The 21,470-nt window shown below is 59.9% G+C and carries 20 protein-coding genes and 3 pseudogenes; 18 read left to right on the plus strand and 5 right to left on the minus strand.

All coding sequences use genetic code 11. The features are described 5' to 3' along the window. Positions 1 to 439 precede the first annotated feature (439 nt). The 4 genes and pseudogenes from ACODSV_RS24565 to ACODSV_RS24580 all read left to right on the plus strand — a co-directional run bounded on the left by ACODSV_RS24565 (position 440) and on the right by ACODSV_RS24580 (position 3,277). Complete coding sequence (locus tag ACODSV_RS24565) at positions 440 to 1,690, plus strand: ribonucleotide-diphosphate reductase subunit beta (protein WP_310169388.1); 1,251 nt, start codon at positions 440 to 442, stop codon at positions 1,688 to 1,690. Positions 1,691 to 1,764: 74 nt separating this feature from the next. Further along, complete coding sequence (locus ACODSV_RS24570; protein ID WP_150055942.1) at positions 1,765 to 2,274, plus strand: hypothetical protein; 510 nt, start codon at positions 1,765 to 1,767, stop codon at positions 2,272 to 2,274. 108 nt (positions 2,275 to 2,382) lie between these two features. Beyond that, positions 2,383 to 2,556, plus strand: a pseudogene (locus tag ACODSV_RS24575) (HNH endonuclease); the annotation flags it as partial. Between the two features lie 73 nt (positions 2,557 to 2,629). Next, positions 2,630 to 3,277 carry an HAD-IB family hydrolase gene (locus tag ACODSV_RS24580; protein ID WP_150055941.1) on the plus strand — a complete coding sequence of 216 codons (648 nt, stop codon included), beginning with the start codon at positions 2,630 to 2,632 and terminating at the stop codon, positions 3,275 to 3,277. Positions 3,278 to 3,393: 116 nt separating this feature from the next. On the opposite strand, the gene ACODSV_RS24585 is transcribed toward ACODSV_RS24580, so the two are convergent. Further along, positions 3,394 to 4,353 carry a LysR family transcriptional regulator gene (locus tag ACODSV_RS24585; protein ID WP_150055940.1) on the minus strand — a complete coding sequence of 320 codons (960 nt, stop codon included), beginning with the start codon at positions 4,351 to 4,353 and terminating at the stop codon, positions 3,394 to 3,396. Positions 4,354 to 4,546: 193 nt separating this feature from the next. Here ACODSV_RS24585 and argH point away from each other — a divergent pair, with 193 nt between their 5' ends. The 7 genes from argH to ACODSV_RS24620 all read left to right on the plus strand — a co-directional run bounded on the left by argH (position 4,547) and on the right by ACODSV_RS24620 (position 11,456). Further along, entirely contained in the window at positions 4,547 to 5,974 is a 1,428-nt protein-coding gene (gene argH, locus ACODSV_RS24590) for an argininosuccinate lyase (RefSeq protein ID WP_069076869.1), read from the plus strand. 146 nt (positions 5,975 to 6,120) lie between these two features. After that, positions 6,121 to 6,999 (plus strand): amino acid ABC transporter permease, encoded by an 879-nt coding sequence (locus ACODSV_RS24595; protein ID WP_024077022.1) that lies wholly within the window; start codon positions 6,121 to 6,123, stop codon positions 6,997 to 6,999. 24 nt (positions 7,000 to 7,023) lie between these two features. After that, positions 7,024 to 7,788, plus strand: coding sequence for an amino acid ABC transporter ATP-binding protein (locus ACODSV_RS24600; RefSeq protein WP_024077023.1), 765 nt, complete (start codon positions 7,024 to 7,026; stop codon positions 7,786 to 7,788). 25 nt (positions 7,789 to 7,813) lie between these two features. Beyond that, a complete protein-coding gene (locus ACODSV_RS24605; RefSeq protein WP_024077024.1) occupies positions 7,814 to 8,635 on the plus strand; it encodes an ABC transporter substrate-binding protein in 822 nt (273 codons plus the stop codon). A 148-nt stretch (positions 8,636 to 8,783) separates the two neighbouring features. Continuing rightward, positions 8,784 to 9,974, plus strand: coding sequence for an MFS transporter (locus ACODSV_RS24610; RefSeq protein ID WP_069076871.1), 1,191 nt, complete (start codon positions 8,784 to 8,786; stop codon positions 9,972 to 9,974). 60 nt (positions 9,975 to 10,034) lie between these two features. Then, positions 10,035 to 10,982 carry a hypothetical protein gene (locus ACODSV_RS24615; protein WP_150055280.1) on the plus strand — a complete coding sequence of 316 codons (948 nt, stop codon included), beginning with the start codon at positions 10,035 to 10,037 and terminating at the stop codon, positions 10,980 to 10,982. Positions 10,983 to 11,075: 93 nt separating this feature from the next. Then, positions 11,076 to 11,456, plus strand: coding sequence for a helix-turn-helix domain-containing protein (locus tag ACODSV_RS24620; protein ID WP_024077027.1), 381 nt, complete (start codon positions 11,076 to 11,078; stop codon positions 11,454 to 11,456). Between the two features lie 174 nt (positions 11,457 to 11,630). On the opposite strand, the gene ACODSV_RS24625 is transcribed toward ACODSV_RS24620, so the two are convergent. The 3 genes from ACODSV_RS24625 to ACODSV_RS24635 form a co-directional block, all read right to left on the minus strand. Then, positions 11,631 to 13,079, minus strand: a complete 1,449-nt coding sequence (locus ACODSV_RS24625) for an amidase family protein (protein WP_150055281.1) — start codon at positions 13,077 to 13,079, stop codon at positions 11,631 to 11,633. A 200-nt stretch (positions 13,080 to 13,279) separates the two neighbouring features. Next, a complete protein-coding gene (locus tag ACODSV_RS24630; protein ID WP_317845828.1) occupies positions 13,280 to 13,822 on the minus strand; it encodes a hypothetical protein in 543 nt (180 codons plus the stop codon). 322 nt (positions 13,823 to 14,144) lie between these two features. Continuing rightward, a complete protein-coding gene (locus ACODSV_RS24635; protein WP_024077030.1) occupies positions 14,145 to 15,203 on the minus strand; it encodes an MBL fold metallo-hydrolase in 1,059 nt (352 codons plus the stop codon). Between the two features lie 123 nt (positions 15,204 to 15,326). Here ACODSV_RS24635 and ACODSV_RS24640 point away from each other — a divergent pair, with 123 nt between their 5' ends. From ACODSV_RS24640 to ACODSV_RS24660, 5 genes and pseudogenes are all read left to right on the plus strand, one after another. Beyond that, positions 15,327 to 15,947 (plus strand): TetR/AcrR family transcriptional regulator, encoded by a 621-nt coding sequence (locus ACODSV_RS24640; RefSeq protein ID WP_024077031.1) that lies wholly within the window; start codon positions 15,327 to 15,329, stop codon positions 15,945 to 15,947. Between the two features lie 207 nt (positions 15,948 to 16,154). Then, on the plus strand, positions 16,155 to 17,213 hold the full coding sequence (locus ACODSV_RS24645) for a diguanylate cyclase (RefSeq protein ID WP_150095262.1): 1,059 nt from the start codon (positions 16,155 to 16,157) through the stop codon (positions 17,211 to 17,213). A gap of 352 nt (positions 17,214 to 17,565) precedes the next feature. Then, positions 17,566 to 18,195, plus strand: a pseudogene (locus tag ACODSV_RS24650) (PAS domain-containing protein); the annotation flags it as partial. A gap of 165 nt (positions 18,196 to 18,360) precedes the next feature. Continuing rightward, a pseudogene (locus ACODSV_RS24655) lies at positions 18,361 to 18,795 on the plus strand (methyl-accepting chemotaxis protein); the annotation flags it as partial. Between the two features lie 84 nt (positions 18,796 to 18,879). Then, the gene (locus tag ACODSV_RS24660) at positions 18,880 to 19,398 is read left to right on the plus strand and encodes a DUF1003 domain-containing protein (protein WP_024077034.1); all 519 of its coding nucleotides are present in this window, start codon (positions 18,880 to 18,882) and stop codon (positions 19,396 to 19,398) included. Here the strand turns inward: ACODSV_RS24660 and ACODSV_RS24665 are convergent. Continuing rightward, entirely contained in the window at positions 19,395 to 20,279 is an 885-nt protein-coding gene (locus ACODSV_RS24665) for a LysR family transcriptional regulator (protein ID WP_024077035.1), read from the minus strand. The genes ACODSV_RS24660 and ACODSV_RS24665 overlap by 4 nt on opposite strands. An 80-nt stretch (positions 20,280 to 20,359) precedes the next feature. Here ACODSV_RS24665 and ACODSV_RS24670 point away from each other — a divergent pair, with 80 nt between their 5' ends. Further along, the gene (locus ACODSV_RS24670; RefSeq protein ID WP_069076878.1) at positions 20,360 to 21,067 is read left to right on the plus strand and encodes a CTP synthase C-terminal region-related (seleno)protein; all 708 of its coding nucleotides are present in this window, start codon (positions 20,360 to 20,362) and stop codon (positions 21,065 to 21,067) included. Further along, on the plus strand, positions 21,064 to 21,387 hold the full coding sequence (locus ACODSV_RS24675) for an antibiotic biosynthesis monooxygenase family protein (RefSeq protein WP_102624552.1): 324 nt from the start codon (positions 21,064 to 21,066) through the stop codon (positions 21,385 to 21,387). Before ACODSV_RS24670 ends, ACODSV_RS24675 begins: the two co-directional genes overlap by 4 nt. The last annotated feature ends 83 nt before the right edge of the window (positions 21,388 to 21,470 follow it).

A 21,470-nucleotide genomic window follows, 5' to 3' on the forward strand; every position in this document is an offset into this window, starting at 1 on the left:
CGCTATTACCCCCTACGCCCCGCCCCCTGCATCCGCCCCGCAAAAAGCCACTCATCGCCCCTCAAAAAAAACCAACCCCAGCAAAGCCTTGCAAACACACGCTTTGGCCGAAAACCACGCCATTGCGGCCCTCCTCCGAGACCATCCGCCGCAACACAAAGTCGAATTTTTCCCTATAATGCGCGGGTAAATCGGGCCTGCAATATCCCTTTACACTGGGATGAAGAGCCAGACCTGAGCCTGCGCTGGAGCATGCACCTGTCGCTCCGCCTCTCAAGCCTCACGCAGAGCACCCGTGACCCTATTCCGTTTAATGCCTGCGCCAGCGGTTGCAACAAACGATTCCTTAAGATCCACCGCGGCCCGAGGGCCGTGTGAACACCCAACCATCCGGTTTCACACGGGCACCTTTGAGCCCTCACGCAGGAGACGACACGTCATGCTGAGCTGGGACGAATTCGACAAAGAAGAAGACGGCGAAGTAGCCACCAAAGGCGCCAACGCCGGCCACGCCACCGAAGCCAACATGGACCGCCTCGACGGTGCCGGCGCCGCTGCCGCCATCGAAGCCCGCGCCGTCACCGCCAGTGACTCCGCCGCCATCGTGCGCGCCAAGGCGGCCCTGGACAAACTCGACATCGCCGAAGGCCTCGCCGAACTCGAAGGCGCCTCCGCCCGCGTCGCCGTTGACGAAAAACGCATGATCAACTGCCGCGCCGACCTCAACCAACTCGTGCCCTTCAAGTACGACTGGGCCTGGCAGAAGTACCTCGACGGCTGCGCCAACCACTGGATGCCGCAAGAGGTCAACATGACCGCCGACATCGCCCTGTGGAAAAACCCCGAAGGCCTGACCGACGACGAGCGCCGCATCGTCATGCGCAACCTCGGCTTCTTCTCCACTGCCGACTCCCTGGTTGCCAACAACCTGGTCCTGGCCGTGTACCGCCTGATCACCAACCCGGAGTGCCGCCAGTACATCCTGCGCCAGGCCTTCGAAGAAGCGATCCACACCCACGCTTACCAGTACTGCATCGAATCGTTGGCCATGGATGAAGGCGAGATCTTCAACATGTACCACGAGATCCCATCGGTGGCGAAAAAAGCCGCCTGGGGCCTGAAGTACACCCGTTCGATCTCCGATCCGAAGTTCGAAACCGGCACCGTCGACACCGACAAGGAACTGCTGCGCAACCTGGTCGCCTACTACTGCGTGCTGGAAGGCATCTTCTTCTACTGCGGCTTCACCCAGATCCTGTCCATGGGCCGCCGCAACAAGATGACCGGCGTCGCCGAGCAGTTCCAATACATCCTGCGCGACGAGTCGATGCACCTGAACTTCGGTATCGACGTGATCAACCAGATCAAAATCGAAAACCCACACCTGTGGGATGCCGAAATGAAGGAAGAAGCGACCCAGATGATCCTGCAAGGGACGCAGCTGGAGATCGAATATGCGCGCGATACCATGCCGCGCGGTGTGCTGGGTATGAACGCGGCGATGATGGAGGATTACCTCAAGTTCATCGCTAACCGTCGCCTGTCGCAGATTGGCTTGAAGGAAGAGTATCCAGGCACGACTAACCCGTTCCCGTGGATGAGCGAGATCATGGACTTGAAGAAAGAGAAGAACTTCTTTGAGACTCGGGTGATTGAGTATCAGACGGGTGGGGCGTTGAGTTGGGATTGATTTTTAAACGTACAGAAGAGCTGCCCATGGGCAGCTCTTTTTTTTCCAAAAAACTTCGTGATTAGGTACTGCAAATGGAAATGCTCTACATAACCTTGATCAGCATAGCCGGACTCGCCATTGGCGCTTGGGGAGTTCTTGGTGGCATTCTTTATAGAAAGCCGTTTCTTCTCTACTTCATCGGTTTTTTTCTTGCCCTAATAGGTGGTTACATTGCCTACGGATTGGAACTAGGTTCTCAAAACTCGTTACTGGTCAGTCTTTTCACGCACCTGAAGCTGGCCTCTGCCTTTGTTAGTTACACCATTGCAGCTGCAGGCGGCAGCCTGATCGCAAGTGGTATCGTTTTAAAGGCTCAGCACCTCGCCAAAAGGGACAACCTGAGGGCTAAACAGGCAGTGAACCTAATTCTTGAAAACATAAAAATCATCCAGTCGAACGCCCAAGAATTAATTGAGAATCCAGCACATTTGTCCGTCGAAGAACAACAGGAACGACTTAAAAGCCTTCGCCTCCGCTTTTGTCGGCAACAGCTCGCCTTAAACCAAGCGGTTGAGCGGCTGGAACAGTTGGGTGACCTGTAAACCAGGCGACGCTCAAAACAGTTGCAACAACCTCTGATTGAAGCACCACCAATTGCGGGCCTTGATTCCCGTGCCAAAGCACTCGACTGGCCCGTTAGGTTGCTTGCTTGGCCATTTCTTGAAGTACATCACGTCAAGCACCTCGCCCAGAACGGTTCGGATCGCATCACCAATGCTGTAGCCTTGTGCCCCAATTGCCATCAGCGTTGTCACCGGTCGACTGACCGGGAGGCTTTCACCGAGGGGCTTTACGCCAAGGTCGGAAGATTGGCACGGGAGTAAACTCCTGCTGTCACACCTGATGCACACTCAAAAAAATACTAGATAGGACCGAGGCCAACCCGTGAACCCAGACATGCTCGAAGCCGGCCCCGCCGACGCCAAAGTACTTTCCGTCTTTGACTTCGACGGCACCCTGACCCACCACGACAGTTTCGTGCCCTTCCTCAAGTTTGCCTTTGGCCCTGACGAGTTCTATGGCCGGATGGTCAAGCTGGCGGTGCCTGGGCTGCGTTTTTTGGTGCGGCAGATCAGCCGGGATGAGTTGAAGGCGCAGTTGATCCGCACCTTTATGACCGGGGTGGAGAAGGCGTGGGTGCAGCAGAAGGCAGAGGAGTATTGCCAGCGCAATTGGGCGCGGTTGATGCGCCCGGCGGGGGTGTTGTCAGTGGAGCATGAGTTGGGCTCCGGGGCGGAGGTCACGTTGTGTTCAGCGTCGCCGGCGTTGGTGTTGCAGCCGTTTGCGAATCGGCTGGGGATCAAGTTGATCGGGACTGAGCTTGAGGTGGTCGACGGGGTGTTGACCGGCAAGCTCACCGGAAATAATTGCCGCTGTGAGAATAAGGTGCTGCGGCTCGAGGCGGTGTATGGGGACCTGGGGGAGTATCGGCTGCGGGCCTGGGGCGATACACGCGGGGATCGGGAGCTGCTGGCGGCGGCGCAGGATGCGCATTTTCGGCATTTTCATGCGAAGAAGAAAAAGCGGGCTCGGTTGCAGCGATGATGCGGGTAATGGGGATCGGCTGGAACACCGAGTCGATGCCATCGGTGCCTCGCTAAAGCTCGAGACCTCCCACATTTGATTTCTGTGATCCGGTAGATCGGCGTTTGTCGTGAACGTTATGTCGTGGCTTTGAGGTCTACGCCCAGGGCGGTGGCAAAGGCTTTTACCAGCGGACTTCTTGGCGCGTTGTGGCGCAGGATCAGGTTGAAGACGGTGCTCAGGTGCACGTGTTCCGGGCACAGTGCGCGTAGGCGCCCTTCCCTTACCAATGGCGCGGCGTAGTGTTCCGGCAGGAAGCCGAGGAAACGACCGGTGAGGATCAGGATAGCGACGGCTTCGACTTGCGAGGCCGAGGCGGACTGGCTGTCGTAATTGACGAAAGTGGCCTTGTCGCGATGGATCGCATACCGATGGTTGACCACTTCATATTGGCGCAGCACCTCGGGCGTAATGTCGTTCGCGGTGAAGAGCGTATGTCCTACGGCACAGTAGGCGTGGGCCTTTTCTTCGTAGAGCGGGAAGTAGTCGAACTCTTCACGGCGCTGGTACACGGGGACGATGCCGACGATCAAGCGCCCTTCCACCACACCGCGTTCAACTTCGTCCAATTGCGAGGCATGCAGGCGTAATCTTATTTTTGGTGATTGGCTATGTAAGTTGCCAAGCGCGGCAATCAGCGGTGAATTAACGTCGGAGACAGTGTTATCAATAACGCCCACACTAAGGTCGCCGATGAGTTCATTTTGCGCCGAACTAAGCTTGTCTCTGAAACTGTCTACCGAGGTAAATAACTCGATGGACGCTTGATACACCAACTTGCCTTCTTCGGTCAGCCCGAAGCCTTCTCGGCCCCGTGTGCACAGGCGCATGCCGATGCGGATTTCCAAGTCGGAGATCTGTTTGCTGATGGCCGCCAGGCCCACGTTCAGCTCGTTTTGCGCAGCGCTGAAGCCGCCAGCTTCGACTACGGCCATAAATACCCGCAGCAGTTTGAAGTCCAACCCACTGAGTTGCAGGGGCGGTCTTGTGCCGGGTTTTGGCGGTAGGTTTCCAGAAGTGGAAAGTGGAGTTTCCATAATACGCGTTGACCTCAAGTGCCATATTCAACAGGCTTCAACCCAATCCTTGAACATAGCCAGGCGGCGATAATGAACATAAACATCCGCCCTTGGCAACCTTGAATACGGCGCGTCAGACGCCGGTTCAGTTTAGTTGAAAACCTTTTTTTACTGCCTCCGACTCTTCTAAAAACAAGCGTGAGGAATACCCATGTCCCAGCCCACCGACCGCCTTTGGGGCGCTCGTTTCAAGACCGGTCCGTCTGCTGCGTTGGCCGCATTGTCCCGTTGCCCTGAGCGCTATTTTCGCCTGACGCCCTACGACCTGGCCGGCTCCCGTGCCCATGCCCGTGAGTTGCAGCGCGCCGGTCTGCTGGATGAATCGGAGACCTTGCGCACCCTCGAGGCCCTGGACCGCATCGGTGAAGACTTCGCCGCCGGCCGCCTGCATCCCACCCTGGATGACGAGGACGTACACACCTTTATCGAACGCGTCTTGACCGAACGCCTGGGCGCATTGGGCGGCAAGCTGCGCGCCGGGCGTTCGCGTAATGATCAAACCGCCAACGATCTGCGCCTTTTCCTACGCGACCATGCGCGCACCATCACCACCGAGGTGTTGGGTCTGCAGCAGGCGTTGGTGGAACAGGCTGAGCAGCATGTCGAGAGCATCTGCCCTGGCTTTACCCATTTGCAGCAGGCGCAACCCATCGTGTTCGCCCATCACTTGCTGGCCCACGCGCAGTCGATGTTGCGCGATGTCCAGCGCCTGGTGGATTGGGATGCGCGTACGGCGTTGTCACCGTTGGGTGCGGCGGCGATGGCCGGCTCGGCGATTGCGCGACAGCCGGAACATTCAGCCAAGGAAATGGGCTACACCGGGCCGTGCGAAAACTCGATCGATGCCGTCGCCAGCCGTGACCATGTGGCGGAGTTCCTGTTTGTGGCGGGCATGCTCGGAGTGAATATTTCGCGGCTGTCGGAGGAGTTTTGCCTGTGGTCGTCGCGCCAGTTTCGTTGGGTGGTATTGGACGATGCCTACGCCACCGGCAGTTCGATCATGCCGCAGAAAAAGAACCCGGACATTGCTGAATTAGCGCGAGGCAAGGCTGGGCGGTTGATCGGCAACCTGACCGGGCTGATGTCGACGCTCAAATCCTTGCCGCTGTCGTACAACCGCGATTTGAGCGAGGACAAACACAGCGTGTTGGACAGTGTGGACACCTTGTTGCTGGTACTGCCGGCGATGGCCGGGATGGTCGCGACCATGAAGGTCCAGGTGGAGGAGCTGCGGCGCCAGGCGCCGATGGGCTTTACCTTGGCGACGGAAGTGGCGGATTGGTTGGCCACCCGTGGCGTGCCGTTCAAGGAGGCCCATGAGATTACCGGCGCCTTGGTGCAGGCCTGCGAGAAGCATGAGATTGAGTTGTGGGAAGCCTCGCCGGCAATGCTGGCGGAGGTGGATGCGCGGTTGACGCCAGAGGTGCGCGATTGCCTGACCCTGGAAGCGGCGATTGCGGCACGCAGTGGATGGGGTGGGACGGCGCCAGAGCGGGTGCGGGAGCAGATTGGGCGGTTGAAAACGGCATTGGCTGCTCAGCAGCAATGGGCCGACACCTACACCGGTTTCAGAATTTGAACACCTTCACCTTGTAGGAGCGAGCTCGCTCGCGAAGAACCTAGGAACACCGCGGGGCATCAGGTTTCCCGCGTTATCGTTGACGATCTTCGCGAGCAAGCTGGCTCCTACAGTGGAAGGCTGTGTACAGCATTTGGAGTAGAACCATGAACCAAACCCCGGCCGAGCGCTTGGAAGCTGAGCGTAAGTTGTCCGAGAACCAGTTCGATATCACGCAGTACGAGCACGTGCCACGTCGCTATTACGGGCGGATGTTTTTTGCCACCTTGATCGTGATCGTGTTGGCCGCGCTGTTGCGCGCGTTTGCCAATGGCCAAATCGAATGGTCCTACATCGGTCAGTTCCTCACGTCTGAGGCCATCATTTGGGGCCTGGTGAATACCATCGTCATGTCGATCCTGGCGATGGCGCTGGGCGTGGTGATCGGGGTGATCACGGCGATCATGCGCATGTCGGCCAACCCGATCCTGCGTTACGTGGCCATCACCTACACCTGGCTGTTCCGCGGTACACCGCTGATTTTGCAGTTGCTGCTGTGGTTCAACCTGGCGTTGATCTTCCCGGTGATCGCGATCCCCGGCCTGTTCAGCATCGACACCGTCGACCTGATGACGCCATTCGTGGCCGCCCTGCTCGGCTTGAGCATCAACCAGGGCGCCTACACCGCCGAGGTGGTGCGCGCCGGCCTGCTGTCGGTGGATACCGGCCAGTACGAAGCGGCCAAGTCTATCGGCATGCCGAGCCTGCAGGCGCTGCGCAGGATCATTCTGCCGCAGGCCATGCGGGTGATCATTCCACCGGTAGGCAACGAGTTCATCAGCATGGTGAAAATGACCAGCCTGGCCAGTGTGATCCAGTACTCGGAGCTGCTGCACAACGCGCAAAACATCTACTACGCCAACGCCCGGGTCATGGAGCTGCTGATCGTCGCCGGCATCTGGTACCTGGCGGTGGTGACTGTTCTTTCATTTGGTCAAAGCCGCCTCGAGCGTCGTTTTGCCCGCGGCGCCGGCAAGCGTTCGTAAGTCTGGGTTGAGGAGATTTGCCCCATGAGAAGCATCGTCAAGGCCGTCAACCTGAACAAGTATTACGACCAGTATCACGCGTTGCGCGACATCAATATCGAGGTCGAGCAAGGCGAAGTCATGTGCATCATCGGCCCGTCGGGCTCGGGTAAAAGCACCCTGCTGCGCTGCGTCAACCAGCTGGAAAAAATCGACAAGGGCGGCCTGTGGGTCGACGGCGAACTGGTGGGTTACCGCGTGGTCGGCAACAAGCTGCATGAGATGAATGAAGTGCAGATCGCGCGCCAACGCCTGGCCACCGGCATGGTGTTCCAGCGCTTCAATTTGTTCCCGCACATGACCGTGTTGCAGAACATCGTCGAAGGCCCGTGCCAGGTGCTCAAGCGCTCGCCCAAGGAAGCCACGGAGGACGCCCTGGAGTTGCTCGCCCGCGTTGGCCTGGCGGACAAGCGCAATGCCTACCCGGTGGAATTGTCCGGTGGGCAACAGCAGCGTGTGGCGATTGCCCGCGCGTTGGCGATGCGCCCCAAGTTGATGTTGTTTGACGAACCCACCTCAGCCCTCGACCCGGAGCTGGTAGGAGAAGTGCTGTCGGTGATGCGCGATTTGGCCACCACCGGCATGACCATGATCGTGGTCACCCATGAGTTGGGCTTCGCCCGCGAAGTGTCCAACCGCATGGTGTTTATGGATGCAGGCCAGATTGTGGAAGCCGGCAGCCCTGAAGAAATTCTAATAAGCCCACAAAACCCGCGTACCCAAAGCTTTATTTCTGCCGTTCGCACTTAACTAAAAAACTAACGAGAACGCCCCCATGAAAAAATTGTTCATCCCAACGTTGCTCGCAGGCCTGATGGCCTCCACCGGTGTATTGGCGGCATTGCCGGCGGCAATCAAGGACAAGGGTGAGATCAGCGCGGCCATCGTGCCGAACTACCCGCCGATGGATTTCAAGGACCCGGCCACCAATAAGCTCACCGGCTTCGACTTCGACCTGGGCAACGCCCTGGCCGAGCGCCTGGGTGTGAAGATCAAGTGGCAGGAAACCGGCTTCGAGCAAATGCTCAGCGGCTTGACCACCAAGCGCGTGGACATCGTGCTGTCGGGCATGAGCGACACCGCCGAGCGCCAGAAATCCGTGACCTTCATCGACTACTTCACCAGCGGCCCGCAGCTGTACACCCTGGCCAAGCGTGAAGAGATCAAGGAACTGACCGACCTGTGCGGTAAAAAAGTCGGCACCAGCCGCCGCACCACCTGGCCGTCGGAAATTGCCGCGTGGAGCAAGGAAAACTGCGAAGCCGCGGGTAAACCCGCCATCGTGGTGATCGGCACTGAAGGCTCGGCGGATGCGCGGGCACAGTTGCAGCAGAACCGCCTGGACGCGGCGATGCAGGGCAGCGAGACGATTCCTTATTTGATGTCGTTGGACAAGGGCAAGTACAAGCCGGTGGGCCTGGCGATTTCCAAGCAGTTCACCGGGCTGGGGATCGAGAAGAGCAACACCGGGCTGGTCACGGCGATCAGTGAGGCGTTGCAGGGCATGATCGATGACGGGACCTACGGCAAGATCCTGAAGAAGTGGGATCTGGAACAGGGTGCGGTCGAGAAGATCAGCATCAACGCCGGCCAGTAACCCGTCCCCACTGTAGGAGCGAGCTTGCTCGCGAAAAACCCGAGAGCACCGCGGGCAATCAGAAAGCCCGCGCTATCGTTGACGATCTTCGCGAGCAAGCTCGCTCCTACAGAACACCAAGGCACCTGACAAGGACATCCGCCCCACCGTGGCCACCTACTCCCTGGTAATCCGCCGCCTGATGATTTGCTCGGTGACCATCGTGGTCAGCCGCGCCATGACCAGCCCACTGCTGGCGCTGCTGCTGAGCACGCGCCTGGGCCTCAACCAGCAGGACATCGGCCTGCTGATGGGCATCGCGGTGTTTATCGCCACACTGCTGGGCCTGTATGGCGGCTACATCATCGACCGCCTGGAAAAGCGCAAGCTGCTGATCCTGGCCATGCTCTCCAGCGCCATCGGCTTTCTGTTACTGACGTTTGCCAGCAACCTCTACCTCACCACCCTGACCCTGGTCATCACCGAAGCAGCGTCAGCGCTGTTCCTGATCGGCTCCAAAGCCATCATCAGCGAGAACCTGCCGGTGGGCGATCGCGCCAAGGTGTTTTCTCTGCGCTATACCCTGACCAATGTCGGCTACGCCACCGGCCCGATGGTCGGCGTGGTGATTGCCGGCCACATGCAACTGGCGCCCTTCCTGATCGCCAGCGCGATTGCCTTTGGCAGCGTGTTCCTGATGATCGGTATCCCGCCGACGCAACGGGATGACAGCCACAGACCCTTGAGTTTTCTCAGTACCCTGCGCACCTTGCGCAGCGACCGCACGTTGATTCTGTTCACCAGCGGCAGCCTGCTGAGCACCATTGTCCACGGGCGCTATACGCTGTATCTGTCGCAGTTTCTGCTGGTGGCCTACAAGCCGGCCGAGGCGCTGAAGATTCTGTCGGCGGTGCTGGCGTGTAACGCCATGACCGTCATCGCGATGCAGTACCAGATCGGGCGGTTTCTCAAGCGTGAGCAATTGCGCTACTGGATCGTGCTGGGCACTTTGCTGTTCATGCTTGGGTTGATCGGCTTCAGCCTGGCCGACAGCTTGCTCACCTGGTGCCTGGCGATGTTTGTGTTCACCCTCGGCGAGATGATCATCTACCCGTCCGAGTTCCTGTTTATCGACACCATCGCCCCGGATGCCCTGCGCGGCAGTTACTACGGGGCACAGAACCTGGCCGCGTTTGGCGGGGCGATGAGCCCGGTGATTTGCGGGTATTTGCTGATCAACGCGGCGCCCACCAGCATGTTTTATGCCCTGGGCGCACTCACTGCCCTCGGCGGCACCCTGTGCTTCCTGAGCGGACGCCGCGTGGCGGCTAGCCCCCCTTCGGCCAGCCCGCACATTTGATCGCTGCCACGGCTGATATTTGCGTAATATCCGGTTATCCCTCTCACGGACCCGAGCCTCATGAAATTCGACACGGCCTACAGCGTGAGTCTCGACGACAAGCTATCGATCTACGACGTACGAGAGCTGAACTTCGACGAAACCGCCGCGTACGACTCCGACAAGGACCGTTTCCTCTGCCCCAACGACGCCTGCCGCGCAGCCTTTGAAACGGGCAACGTGCTGGGCACGTACAACGCCAAGAACGTCAACTACCAGCGCACCCCGCATTTCAAGAACACGCCCAGCACCGAGCATATCGAGGGTTGCCGCTATGCCAGCAGCCACAAGCCGGCGGCAGGCGAAAGCGACGACGCGCGCGAGGACAACTTCCCATCGGAATTTGTCCTGACCCGGCGTACCTACGCGCGCATCACTCCGGTCGTCGACGCCGAGGGGCAAGCCCCGCAAGCACCCGCGCAAACACTTTCAGGCCGCTCCCCCGCAGCCGTCAGCGCCAGCGACAGCACCCCGGATAAAACCAGCGTGTTCGCCCACCCGGTGGAATGCTATGTGTCGAATATCGATCACAAGGATAAGCTCAAGGCGATGCCGCTGAAGATCGGCGAGCACAGCGCGACCTACTGGGCGTTTTTCAAGAAAATCGAGTACCTGCAGGACAACCACGGCCTGATCTACTGGGGCAAGATCAAAGCGATCAAAGACTACACCAGCAGTTTTCGCATCGACTTTGAAAAGAAGGTCTGGCTCGACAAGAAGCCCTATTCGGTCAACGTCTACCTGAGCAAGAAACTCATCGAGAACTACCGCAAGCGCAAGGCGTTCCTGGAGCAGATCAAGGCCGCGGCCAGCAGCGAACGGCCGCTGTATTGCTTCTTCTACGGGGTGACGCCGGCGCTCAAGCAAGTGCCGAGCAAGAAAAACCCGGAACAGACGTTCGGGGTATTCAGCGCCAATATCGAGAACCTGGACCACCTGATTATTCGGGAAGTGCCGATGCTGGAATAGCAGGTGGTTAAGAATCCAGTTGATGAGCGGTCGAAACAACTGTACAAAAACACAGTATAGTTTGCCTTCCCCGTCGAACCCTGGAGACAACCCATGTCCTCTCTGGCAATGAGCTCTTTCGTAGAACAGCAGATCGTCCTGCATCAATTCACCGCCAAGCACAGCGTCCAGGCCCGCGTGATGCTGGGTTGGAGCCGCGAAGACCTGTCCCGTCAGGCCGGCGTGTCGGTGGCGGCGATTCAACAATTCGAGAACAACGGCGACGTGGACGATGAAACCCGCCTGACCCTGGCGTTTCGCCTGGAGGCGGAGGGGCTGGTGTTTTTCCCTGGGTTTGCGCCGGGATGGGGGATGAGGGCGCGCAGGTTTGAAACCGCACCCGCCGAGCCGGCCTCTAAAGGCATTATGTCGCGGCTGATGGGCTCAACTGCGGCAGCAATCGAGCCACCAACGCCTCAACCGAATGGTGCGTAGAGTCCAGGCGGGTCACCCATGGAGTCGCCCCAGTTACACAGCGATTTAGCGGCCGGCGGTTTGCTCTTGCAGCAGGCCGATACGCTCATCCCGTGGCCGGGAGACCGTGAATGCTGAATACACCGGGCCTGCAATTGCAGCGCCCAATGCATCCTGTATCACGCGGGGTCAGGTTCAGTGGTTGGCGGTCATCTCAACCCCGTCATCGGTCATCAGCGGTGCGGGAGAGAAAGGCGTACCGGGGATGAAAGCCGGCTCCCTGATCGCCTGCGACACGTGCTCATAGCCATGGGCAACGGACAGTAAGGTGGCCTCGCTGTTGCCCGAACCATAGAAATACAGCGCCGTAGGCATGCCTTCATCATCCATGCCGCTAGGGACTGAAATGCCTGGGTAGCCCGCGGCAGCAGTGAAGTAATAGTTATGGGACAGGAAATTCGACACGATGGCGTCGAGCTTGTGTGCCTTCAACGGGTTATCAATCGTTTGCTGGAAAATCGGAGTAATGGCCTCCCACAGGCTGTCGAGCTCCTCCTGCGGCACCTCCAGGGTGTTGATGAGTTCCAGAAGGTTCTGGTCCGGCTCTCCCGGCAGCCCTTTGCGTTTATTGAATGCGATCAGCTCCGATAGTGATTTGACCGGCAGGCCTTGCCTTCCCGCCAAATAGTCCTCGAGCTGTTTTTTAACGTCGGTAAACAACGCTTCGTTGTAGTCCCGGTAGTTGTCATCAGATATGCCTTCGTCCATTGGCCCCACTGGCACCAGGGTAGCGCCCTCGGACTTGAGCCGTTCAATCGCGTCCTCGAAGTGTTTTCTATCCGCGCGCTTCGCGGGGTCCTTGGCCTCCTCCGGCGTCAGCTCAGGCAATGGTGTGTAGCCAATGCGCTTGCCTTTCAAGGCATCTGGCGTGAGGCCCTCGGTGTACACGGTGGTCTCAGTCATGGCGTTGAGTGCCTCCGCCGCGTCACGCACATTACGTGTAAAAGTGCCCACCGAATCCAGGCGCGTACTGGTCATGACGCCCTCCGTGCTGACCAGGCCGGCAGTGGTTTTCATGCCGAAAACACCGTTATAGGCGGCCGGAGCAATAACCGAACCATTGGTCTCAAGCCCCAATGCCAGCGGAACATGCCCTTGGGCCACCGCCACCGCCGAGCCAGAACTCGACCCTGCCACCGGGCCACCAAGCCGATGAGGGTTGAGCGTCTGTCCACCTCGGGAGCTCCACCCATCTGCCGGCGCTTCGGAGCGGAAGTTGGACAATTCGCTCATGTTGGTTTTACCCACAATGACCATGCCTGCTTTCAGCAGCTGGTCCACGACCTTGGCATTTTTAGTCGCCGGCGCGCCCACCAGGGCTTTTGAGCCAGCACTCGTCTGCATATTGCCTTGGGTTTCAAACACATCTTTGAGTGCCACGGGGACGCCATGCAGATAACTGCGCACCTGGCCGTTGGCACGCTCCTGATCGAGCGCCTTCGCCTCATTCCTGGCGTTGCGGTTGATTTCTAAAAACGCGTTTCCCCCCTGGAGCCCCTGGTCAATATTGGCGATCTGCTTCAACGAATCCTTCACCAACGACTCTGAAGTGACCCCTGAGTGCTTGGCCATATCCGCTGACATTTCATGGGCGCTCTTGTATCCCTGCCCAGGCTGTGTAAATGCCCGGTAAAGGTCGGCAGCCCATCCCCCGGACGAAGAAGGTATGAACATAAATTCCCCTCGATTGGACGGAACGTGCGAGCTATCGATTGATAACCCGGTACCAGTCTAAAAAGGGCGGTGCTTTCCTCCCCCAGGGTAAATCTTGCAGTCTCGTCCGATTACTCCACCCAAGGTGTGGGCTGTAAGGTGGCCGGTTCCTGTAACAGCAGGCGGTAGCTCTGTGCCAACGCCCTCACGTGATCACGCATCCAGTGGGCGCTATAAAACCAAAGCCTGTTGCCTTCTTCCAGCGGCTCGAAAAGCCCCGGGTAGCCACTTCTGCACGCGGCATGAAACGCGGCACTTCGCCCCTCGGACACCAGGGCATCAAGGCGATTCTCCGTCACGTGTCGATCGATTTCGTTGTGCATGCTGAATTGAAGGCTGTCGTCCACCTGCTCCGCGTCCAGCGCCACCAGTTGCGCCCCCGCCTGGCGCAACTTATCCAAGGCACGAGTGAAGGAGGCGCTGTGTTCAGCGAGTTCGTATTCATCACCCCGTACATAGCGCCCGGCATACCCTATGCGCCACCCGGTCAATGCCGGTGCCGGGGTAAAAGCACTGTTGTTCAGTACCAGGGGGACTTCCACCATCACCGGCCCCGATGGGTCGACGCCACTTAACGCACTGAGCGATAACGCCGGGTCGCGTACGGTTTTCATCAGCGGGCCCGGCACGTCAAACCGGGGAGTGGGGACGCCGGTTCCCGCAGGCTCAGGTGTGTGAGCAGCGGCACCGAACGTGATGCCGCCCGCGCTGCCGCTCGGTGCATCAGTGGGAGGAACGGAGGGCGGGCAGGTCGCGCCCGAGGGTAACGCTTGCCCCGTTGGGCATGGCACGCATGGGCGCCAGTACTTCCTACACTTGTCTTCCATCAGAACCTGCCCCGAGAAATGAAATTCCCAGGGATCATCGCACCGTCGTCCGGCGCTTGTCGCAACCTCGAAACACCCTGAAAATTCCTTTTTCCAAGTGCGCCGACGTTCAGCCCACGGCGTGTTCCTCAACCGCTTGCGTCTCGACATCCAGCCACCACGCATGACCGCGTTCAGGCATGCTCAAACTGAACGCCTGGCCCATCGGCGGCGTGGTAATCGACACATTGCGCTCCCATGCCAGCGCCATGATGCGGTCGAAGGGTTCGTGCCAGGCATGGAACGCCAGGTCGAAGGTGCCGTTGTGAATCGGCAATAACCAACGGCCCTTGAGGTCAATGTGCGCCTGCAAGGTTTGCTCAGGTTGCATGTGCACATGGGGCCAGTCGACGTTGTAAGCACCGGTTTCCATCAGGGTCAGGTCGAACGGGCCGTAATGTTCGCCGATGCGTTTGAAGCCGTCGAAATAGCCGGTGTCGCCACTGAAAAAGATCCGACGCGCGCCGTCGATCATCACCCAAGAGCACCACAGCGTCTGGTTACTATCAAACAGGCCCCGCCCGGAAAAATGCTGTGCAGGCGTGGCGACCAAATGAATGCCGCCGACCTCCGTGCCCTCCCACCAATCGAGCTGCCGCACTTTACGCGCGTCCACGCCCCATTTGACGAGGATATCGCCCACGCCCAGCGGCGCCAGGAAGGCAGCGGTCTTGTCGGCCAACTGGATGACAGCCTTACGGTCCAGGTGGTCGTAATGGTTGTGGGAAAGAATGACCGCTTCCAAATCAGGCAATTCTTCAAGAGTGATAGGGGGCTGATGGAAACGCTTGGGACCAGCCCAACTGAAGGGTGACGCGCGCTCGGCGAACACCGGGTCGGTCAGCCAGAACTTGCCGCGCATTTTCAGCAGTACCGTGGAATGCCCCAGGCGAAATACGCTGTGGTCGGGGGCGGCGGACAGTTGCTCGCGGGTCAGCGGTTGCACCGGGATCTGCCCTACTGGCCGCGTGGTGCGCGGCTTGTGAAAGAGCATCTTCCAGAAAATACCCAAGGTTTTGGCAAAGCCGGCGTGCTGCACGGGGGCGCCGTTGCTGAAGCTTCCCGGAGCCTGTTCGGCAGGCTTGCGGGCGACGGGCGCGGGGTCGAGACGGGTTGAGATCGTGGCCATTCCAGAGTGACTCCTACAGACCGCTCATAAGTTACACTGCTCAGTGTAGTTTCAAGATTGCAACAAAACCCGGAGCAAGTAAACTACCGAGTGTAATTTTCCCCCTAGAGCCGATCACTGCCCATGACTGCCCCCCAGCGCCTCACCGACCGCAAACGCGAAGCCATCGTGGCCGCCGCCATCGCCGAGTTTCGGGTCAACGGGTTCGAGGTCACCAGCATGGACAAGATCGCCGCCACCGCCGGCGTCTCCAAACGCACCGTATACAACCATTTCCCCAGCAAGGAAGAGTTGTTCGCCGAAATTCTCCACCAACTCTGGGCCAGCAGCGTCGCCCAGCTCGACGTCAGCTACGCCAGCGACCGTCCGTTGCGCGAACAATTGCGCGAGTTGCTCGAAGCCAAGATGAAGATGATGTCGGACGCCAATTTTCTCGACCTGGCCCGGGTTGCCATCGCCGCCACCATCCATTCACCGGAACGCGCCCAGGACATGGTCAACCGCCTGAGCAAACGCGAAGAAGGCTTTACCCAGTGGGTGCGCGCCGCCCAGCAAGACGGCCGACTCAGTTGCAGCGACCCGGCCTTCGCCGCCCACCAGATCCAGAGCCTGCTCAAGGCGTTCGCGTTCTGGCCACAGATCACGCTGGGCCAACCCACCCTTGATGCAGCCAGCCAGGCCAGGGTCATCGAGTCGGCCATCGATCTTTTCCTGGCCGGTTACGAAATCACTGCACAGCGCTGAAGCACTGGCCCCCTGCTCACTGTTGCATAAGCGACATCCCTGGTCGTTTTTCGACGACTCCTGCACGATCTCTCCACAAATGGCTTGGAAGGACACTGATTATTCCCACAGGAATAACTGACAATATTCACCGGACTTATCCGATCAACGGTTAATCGGGCAAACGTGCGTAGCCGTGTCAGTGAAAAACAGCTGAACCAGGAATTTATGGAAAACAGACGAGGCAAGGGGCTTTCATTTGCCAAGCGAATCTACAAGCCAAGGATCATCGGCCTGGGCATCGGTTGCATCAGCGTCATCGGCGCGCTGTATCCACTCACGATGCAGGGCTGGGTATGGGCGTTCCTGCTGTTCAATGGGTTTGCCTGGGCCCATGTGGCATATCAGCTGTCGACCCGCTCCCAATTCCCCTACCAGGCCGAACAGCGCAACCTGCTGTATGACTCCCTATCGGGCGGCTTCTGGGCCGCGGCCACACAGTTCACGCCACTGACAGCCGTGACCATCCTGTCGATGATGACCATGAACAACGTCGCGGCCGGAGGCCTACGCCTGTTCCTGCGCGGCCTGCTGGCACAAGTGGCGGGGGCGTGTGTGGCCTGGGCGCTGTTCGGCATCCGGTTCAACCCCGATGTCAGCCTGCTGCAGGTCTACACCTGCCTGCCGATGCTGACCCTCTATCCCATGGCCATCGGCATGGTCTGTTATCAACTGGCGATCAAACTGGCGGAACACAAACGTGCCCTCAGTGCCTTGAGCCGCACCGACAGCCTGACCGGCCTGCTCAACCACGGTTCATGGAAAGACCTGCTGCACCTCAAGTTCCATAAGTGCCAGTTGCAGCAAAGCCACGCCACCATCGCCCTGATCGATATCGATCACTTCAAGCAGATCAACGACACCCACGGGCATATCATCGGCGACGCCGTGTTGCGGCAATTGGGCCTGGAGCTGCGGCGCCACCTGCGCGAAAACGACCTGGCCGGCCGTTACGGTGGCGATGAGTTCTGTGTGATTCTTCCACAGATGTCGTTGAACGAAGCCGCGAAGGTCATGGAGCACATGCGCGAAACCTTCAGCCGTTATCAGAACCCGCTGATCCCCGAATTGCGCGTCAGCCTGAGCATCGGCCTGGCGGACTTCCAGCCGCTCTTCACCGATGCCGCCATGTGGCTGAATGCGGCGGACCGAGCGCTGTACACAGCCAAAGATACCGGGCGCAATCGCGTCAATGTCAGCAATTACTTGATCGCCCATTCCGCCTGAAGACCTGATGCGGCAGCCCGTCTGACTGCTGCGACACTCCCGAATAGATAGCACAATGCCTCCACCCGTCCGCTAACCCAAAAAAGGTCCTGCCCTGGGTCGAACTTCTGGTCAGGCTGATCACTCTGAACCGGTTGTTCCACCCCGCTGTCGGCACAAGGAAGCTGACAATGAGCACGTCAACCGTGAGGCGAAGCGCCCTACGGAGGCAGGCGCATATTCATGGATACCCCAAGACGCTTGCTTACCCGAGCACCCGAACATGCTATTCAACGCGCATAAAAAAACCATCGACCTCCTGCAACATACCGTCGCGCAACAGGCCAGCCTGCTGAACGCCATCGAGCGCTCCATGGCAGTGATCGAATTCGACCTGCAAGGCACCGTGTTGCGAGCCAACGAGAACTTCCTCAAGACCTTGGGCTATCGCGCCGAGCAGATCGAGGGCCAACCCCACCGCCTGTTCTGCACCCCGGCATACGTCCGCAGCGCTGAGTACAACCAGTTGTGGTCGGACTTGCGCAACGGTCGATTCCAATCCGGCACCTTTGAACGGGTGGGCAACGCCGGCCAGTCGGTGTGGTTGGAAGCCAGCTACAACCCGGTACGCGACGACGCCGGCAAAGTGATCAAGGTGGTGAAGTACGCGATGGATGTCACCCCGCGCCTGCAGGCCGAGAGCGAAGCGGATGCCAAACTGGGCGCTATCGACCGCTCCATGGCAGTGATCGAGTTCAACCTCGACGGCACTATCATCACCGCCAACGACAATTTCCTGCGCCGCATGGGTTACAGCCTGGCGCAGATCCAGGGCAAGCATCACCGCCTGTTCTGCAAACCGGAGTTGGTCAACAGTTTGGCCTACAGTGAATTCTGGCAGCGCCTGAACCAGGGCCAGTTGTTCAGCGGCCAGTTTGAGCGCGTCGATAAAAATGGCCAGACCGTCTGGCTGGAAGCCAACTACAACCCGGTACACGACGCCAGTGGGCGCCTGTGCAAAGTGGTGAAGTTCGCCTCCGACGTCACCGCCATGGTGCAACAGCACGCCGCCGACGCCGCCAGTGCAGCCCAGGCGTACCACATCTCCCTGAACACCCGGGACATCGCGGAAAAAGGCGCCGAAGTGATCCAGCAATCCGCCACTGGCATGCGTGAGATTGCCGCCGACATTGACGGCTCGTCGCAACTGATCGCCAAACTGGGCCAGCGTTCGCAGCAGATCACCGCCATCGTCAACACCATCCGAGGCATCGCTGACCAGACCAACCTGCTGGCGCTCAATGCGGCAATCGAGGCGGCGCGGGCGGGTGAACAAGGCCGTGGCTTCGCGGTGGTGGCCGACGAAGTACGGCAATTGGCGGCGCGCACCAGCGGCTCGACGACCGAGATCTCCAGCATGATCGCGATGATCCAGGACGAGACCCGCCAGGCTATCGACAGCATGGACGGCACACGTGACCGCGCCGCCCAGGCTGTGGAGTTGGCCAACCGCGCCGGCACGGTGATCCTGCAAATTCGCGAAGGCACCAGTGAGGCGGTACAGGCAGTGAGCGCTTTTGCCAACGAACGCAGCGCCCACTGAATCGGCTCTGGGTTATTCATACGTCAGACAGGTCGCCAGGACTATAGTGAACGCCCGTCTTACCGTTGATGACCCGAGCCCACCATGACGCCAGATAAGCCTGAAACCACCCCCGTCGACCATCGACGTTTCCACCGGCGCCACGATCACCTGGCGCCGACCTTCGGCAACGACACCTTTGCGCTGAAGGCCGAAGCCTTCGCGCGCTTCTTTGGCACGCCGACCTTCCTCGGCGCGCAAACCGCGATCGTGATCTTGTGGGTGGCGCTCAACGTCAGCGGCATCACGCACTTTGACGTATACCCGTTCATCCTGCTCAACCTGGCGTTCAGCCTGCAATCGGCCTATGCCGCGCCGCTCATCCTGCTGGCCCAGACACGCCAGGCCGCCCGCGATAAAGCCCAGTCGGACGCCGACGCGCAGCACCGGGAAGCGCTGGCCGTGGCCAACGCCGAGCGCCAGGCCGAGGCCGCGCGGACCACCAAGCAACTGCTGGAACTGCTGGAGCAGAACACCCGCCTGACGGAAATGACCAAGCAACTGACCGAGCGTATCGAGACTCTGACCTGCGAAATGCATGAGCACTTTGTGCGGAAAACCTAGCGCCCCGGCAACCGCAGGTGCTTACCCAGCTCATCAAACAGCGTCACCACCGAACGCAACGCCCGGCAATCGGGACGCGTGAGCAGCCATAGCGCCGTGTCGTGCCCTGCCAGCACAGGGCCCAGCGGTTGCAGGTCGCCACCCAGCAGAAAGTCCGGCAACGCCGCCACGCCCAACCCCGCCCGCACCAGCTCGGTGACCGACAACATGCTGTTACAGCGATAACTGGGGCGCACGCCTGGCAAGTGCGCGCGGCGCCAGGCGACGGTGGGGTGATCGGGCAAAAAGTCATCCGGTGCGATCCAGGCCAGGTCGGCCAGGTCACGTCCTGCATGTCGTCGTGCAAAATCGGCGCTGGCACACACCCGATACGTCACGCTGCCAAGGCAGCGTCCTACCAGGTGTTCGGGCGGGGTCTTGGTCAAGCGCAGGGCGATGTCGGCATCGCGGCGGCTGAGGTTGGCGAAATCGTTCGAGGTGCTCAGTTCCAGGGTCAGTGCCGGGTAGTCCGGCATGAACTGCGCCAGTGCCGGCAGCAACAGGCCTTGCAGCACTGAGTCGGTGCAGGTCAGGCGCACCGTGCCGCTGATCACCTCGCCGCCCTGTTCCACGCCAATCCGCGCCGCTTCCAAGGCCTGTTCGGCGCGCTCGGCCTGCTGCGCCAGGTGGCTGGCGAGGCTGGTGGGCAAGTAGCCGGCACGGCTTTTCTCGAACAAGGTCTGGCCCAGCGCGGCCTCCAGGCGCCGTACTGCGCGGAACACCGTCGACACATCAACCCGCAGCAACGCCGCCGCGCGCGCCAGCGTGGCGCCGCGCACCAAGGCAAGGATCAGCGACAGGTCGTTGTAGTCGAGTCGATAGTGCGTGGCTGCATTGAGCATATGGGGAAATGCCAATATTGATTGCGTGAGCGCCAATCTATAGTGCACCTCAGGACACCACAAGCCATGGGATGCACCCGATGAAAACCACCGCCCTGCACCTCGCCCTGATCGGCGATTACAACCCCGACGTTATCGCCCACCAGGCGATTCCCCTCGCCTTGCAACAAGCCGCCGACACATTGGGCCTGAAGGTTCACGTGCAATGGCTGGAGACGGACACCCTTGGTCCCCATCAACCGTTGCAGGGTTTCGATGGTTTCTGGTGCGTGCCTGCCAGCCCCTACCGCGACACCGACGGTGCGCTACGGGCGATCCGGTTTGCCCGCGAGCAACGTCGGCCGTTCCTCGGTACCTGCGGCGGTTTTCAACACGCAGTGCTGGAATACGCCCGCAACGTGCTGGGCTGGGCCGACGCCGAACACGGTGAACTGGCGCCGAAGGCCAGGCGCGCAGTGATCACGCCACTGAGTTGCGCTCTGGTAGAGGCCTCTGACACGGTGCGCCTGGCGCCCTACACGCGCATCGCCCAAGCCTACGACAGCCTCGATATCGAGGAAGGCTATCGCTGCCGCTACGGCATCAACCCCGAGTTCGCCGACGCGCTGCTGGAAGGCAACTTGATTGCCAGCGGGCATGATTCGGCGGGCGACCTGCGCGCGGTCGAGTTGCTGGATCATCCGTTCTTCGTCGCCACCCTGTTCCAGCCGGAACGCGCGGCGCTCAAGGGCATCACGCCGCCCTTGGCGATTGCGCTGCTGAAGGCTTGCCAGGAGGTCTCGGCATGATCGCCAACACCCCCGCCCCACCTTATTACGCCGTGATTTTCAGCTCACTGCGCACCGATGGTGATCACGGTTACGGCGAAGCCGCCGCCCGCATGCTGGAACTGGCGCGCGAGCAACCGGGTTTTCTCGGGGTGGAATCGGCCCGGGAGGATGGCCTGGGGATCACCGTGTCGTACTGGCGCAGCGAGGCCGACATCCTCGCCTGGAAGCAGCAGGCCGAGCACCGGGCAGTGCGTGAACAAGGACGCGCCACTTGGTACTCGGCGTTTCAGACAAGGGTGTGCAAGGTGGAACGGGCCTACGCATTCCAGGGCCAGTAACCTTCGTATCGCCTGGTTCTCTGTGGGGGCGGGCTTGTTGTGGCGAGCGGGCTTGCCCCGCGTTGGGCTGCACAGCAGCCCCA

The organism is Pseudomonas sp. FG86 (assembly GCF_057808775.1).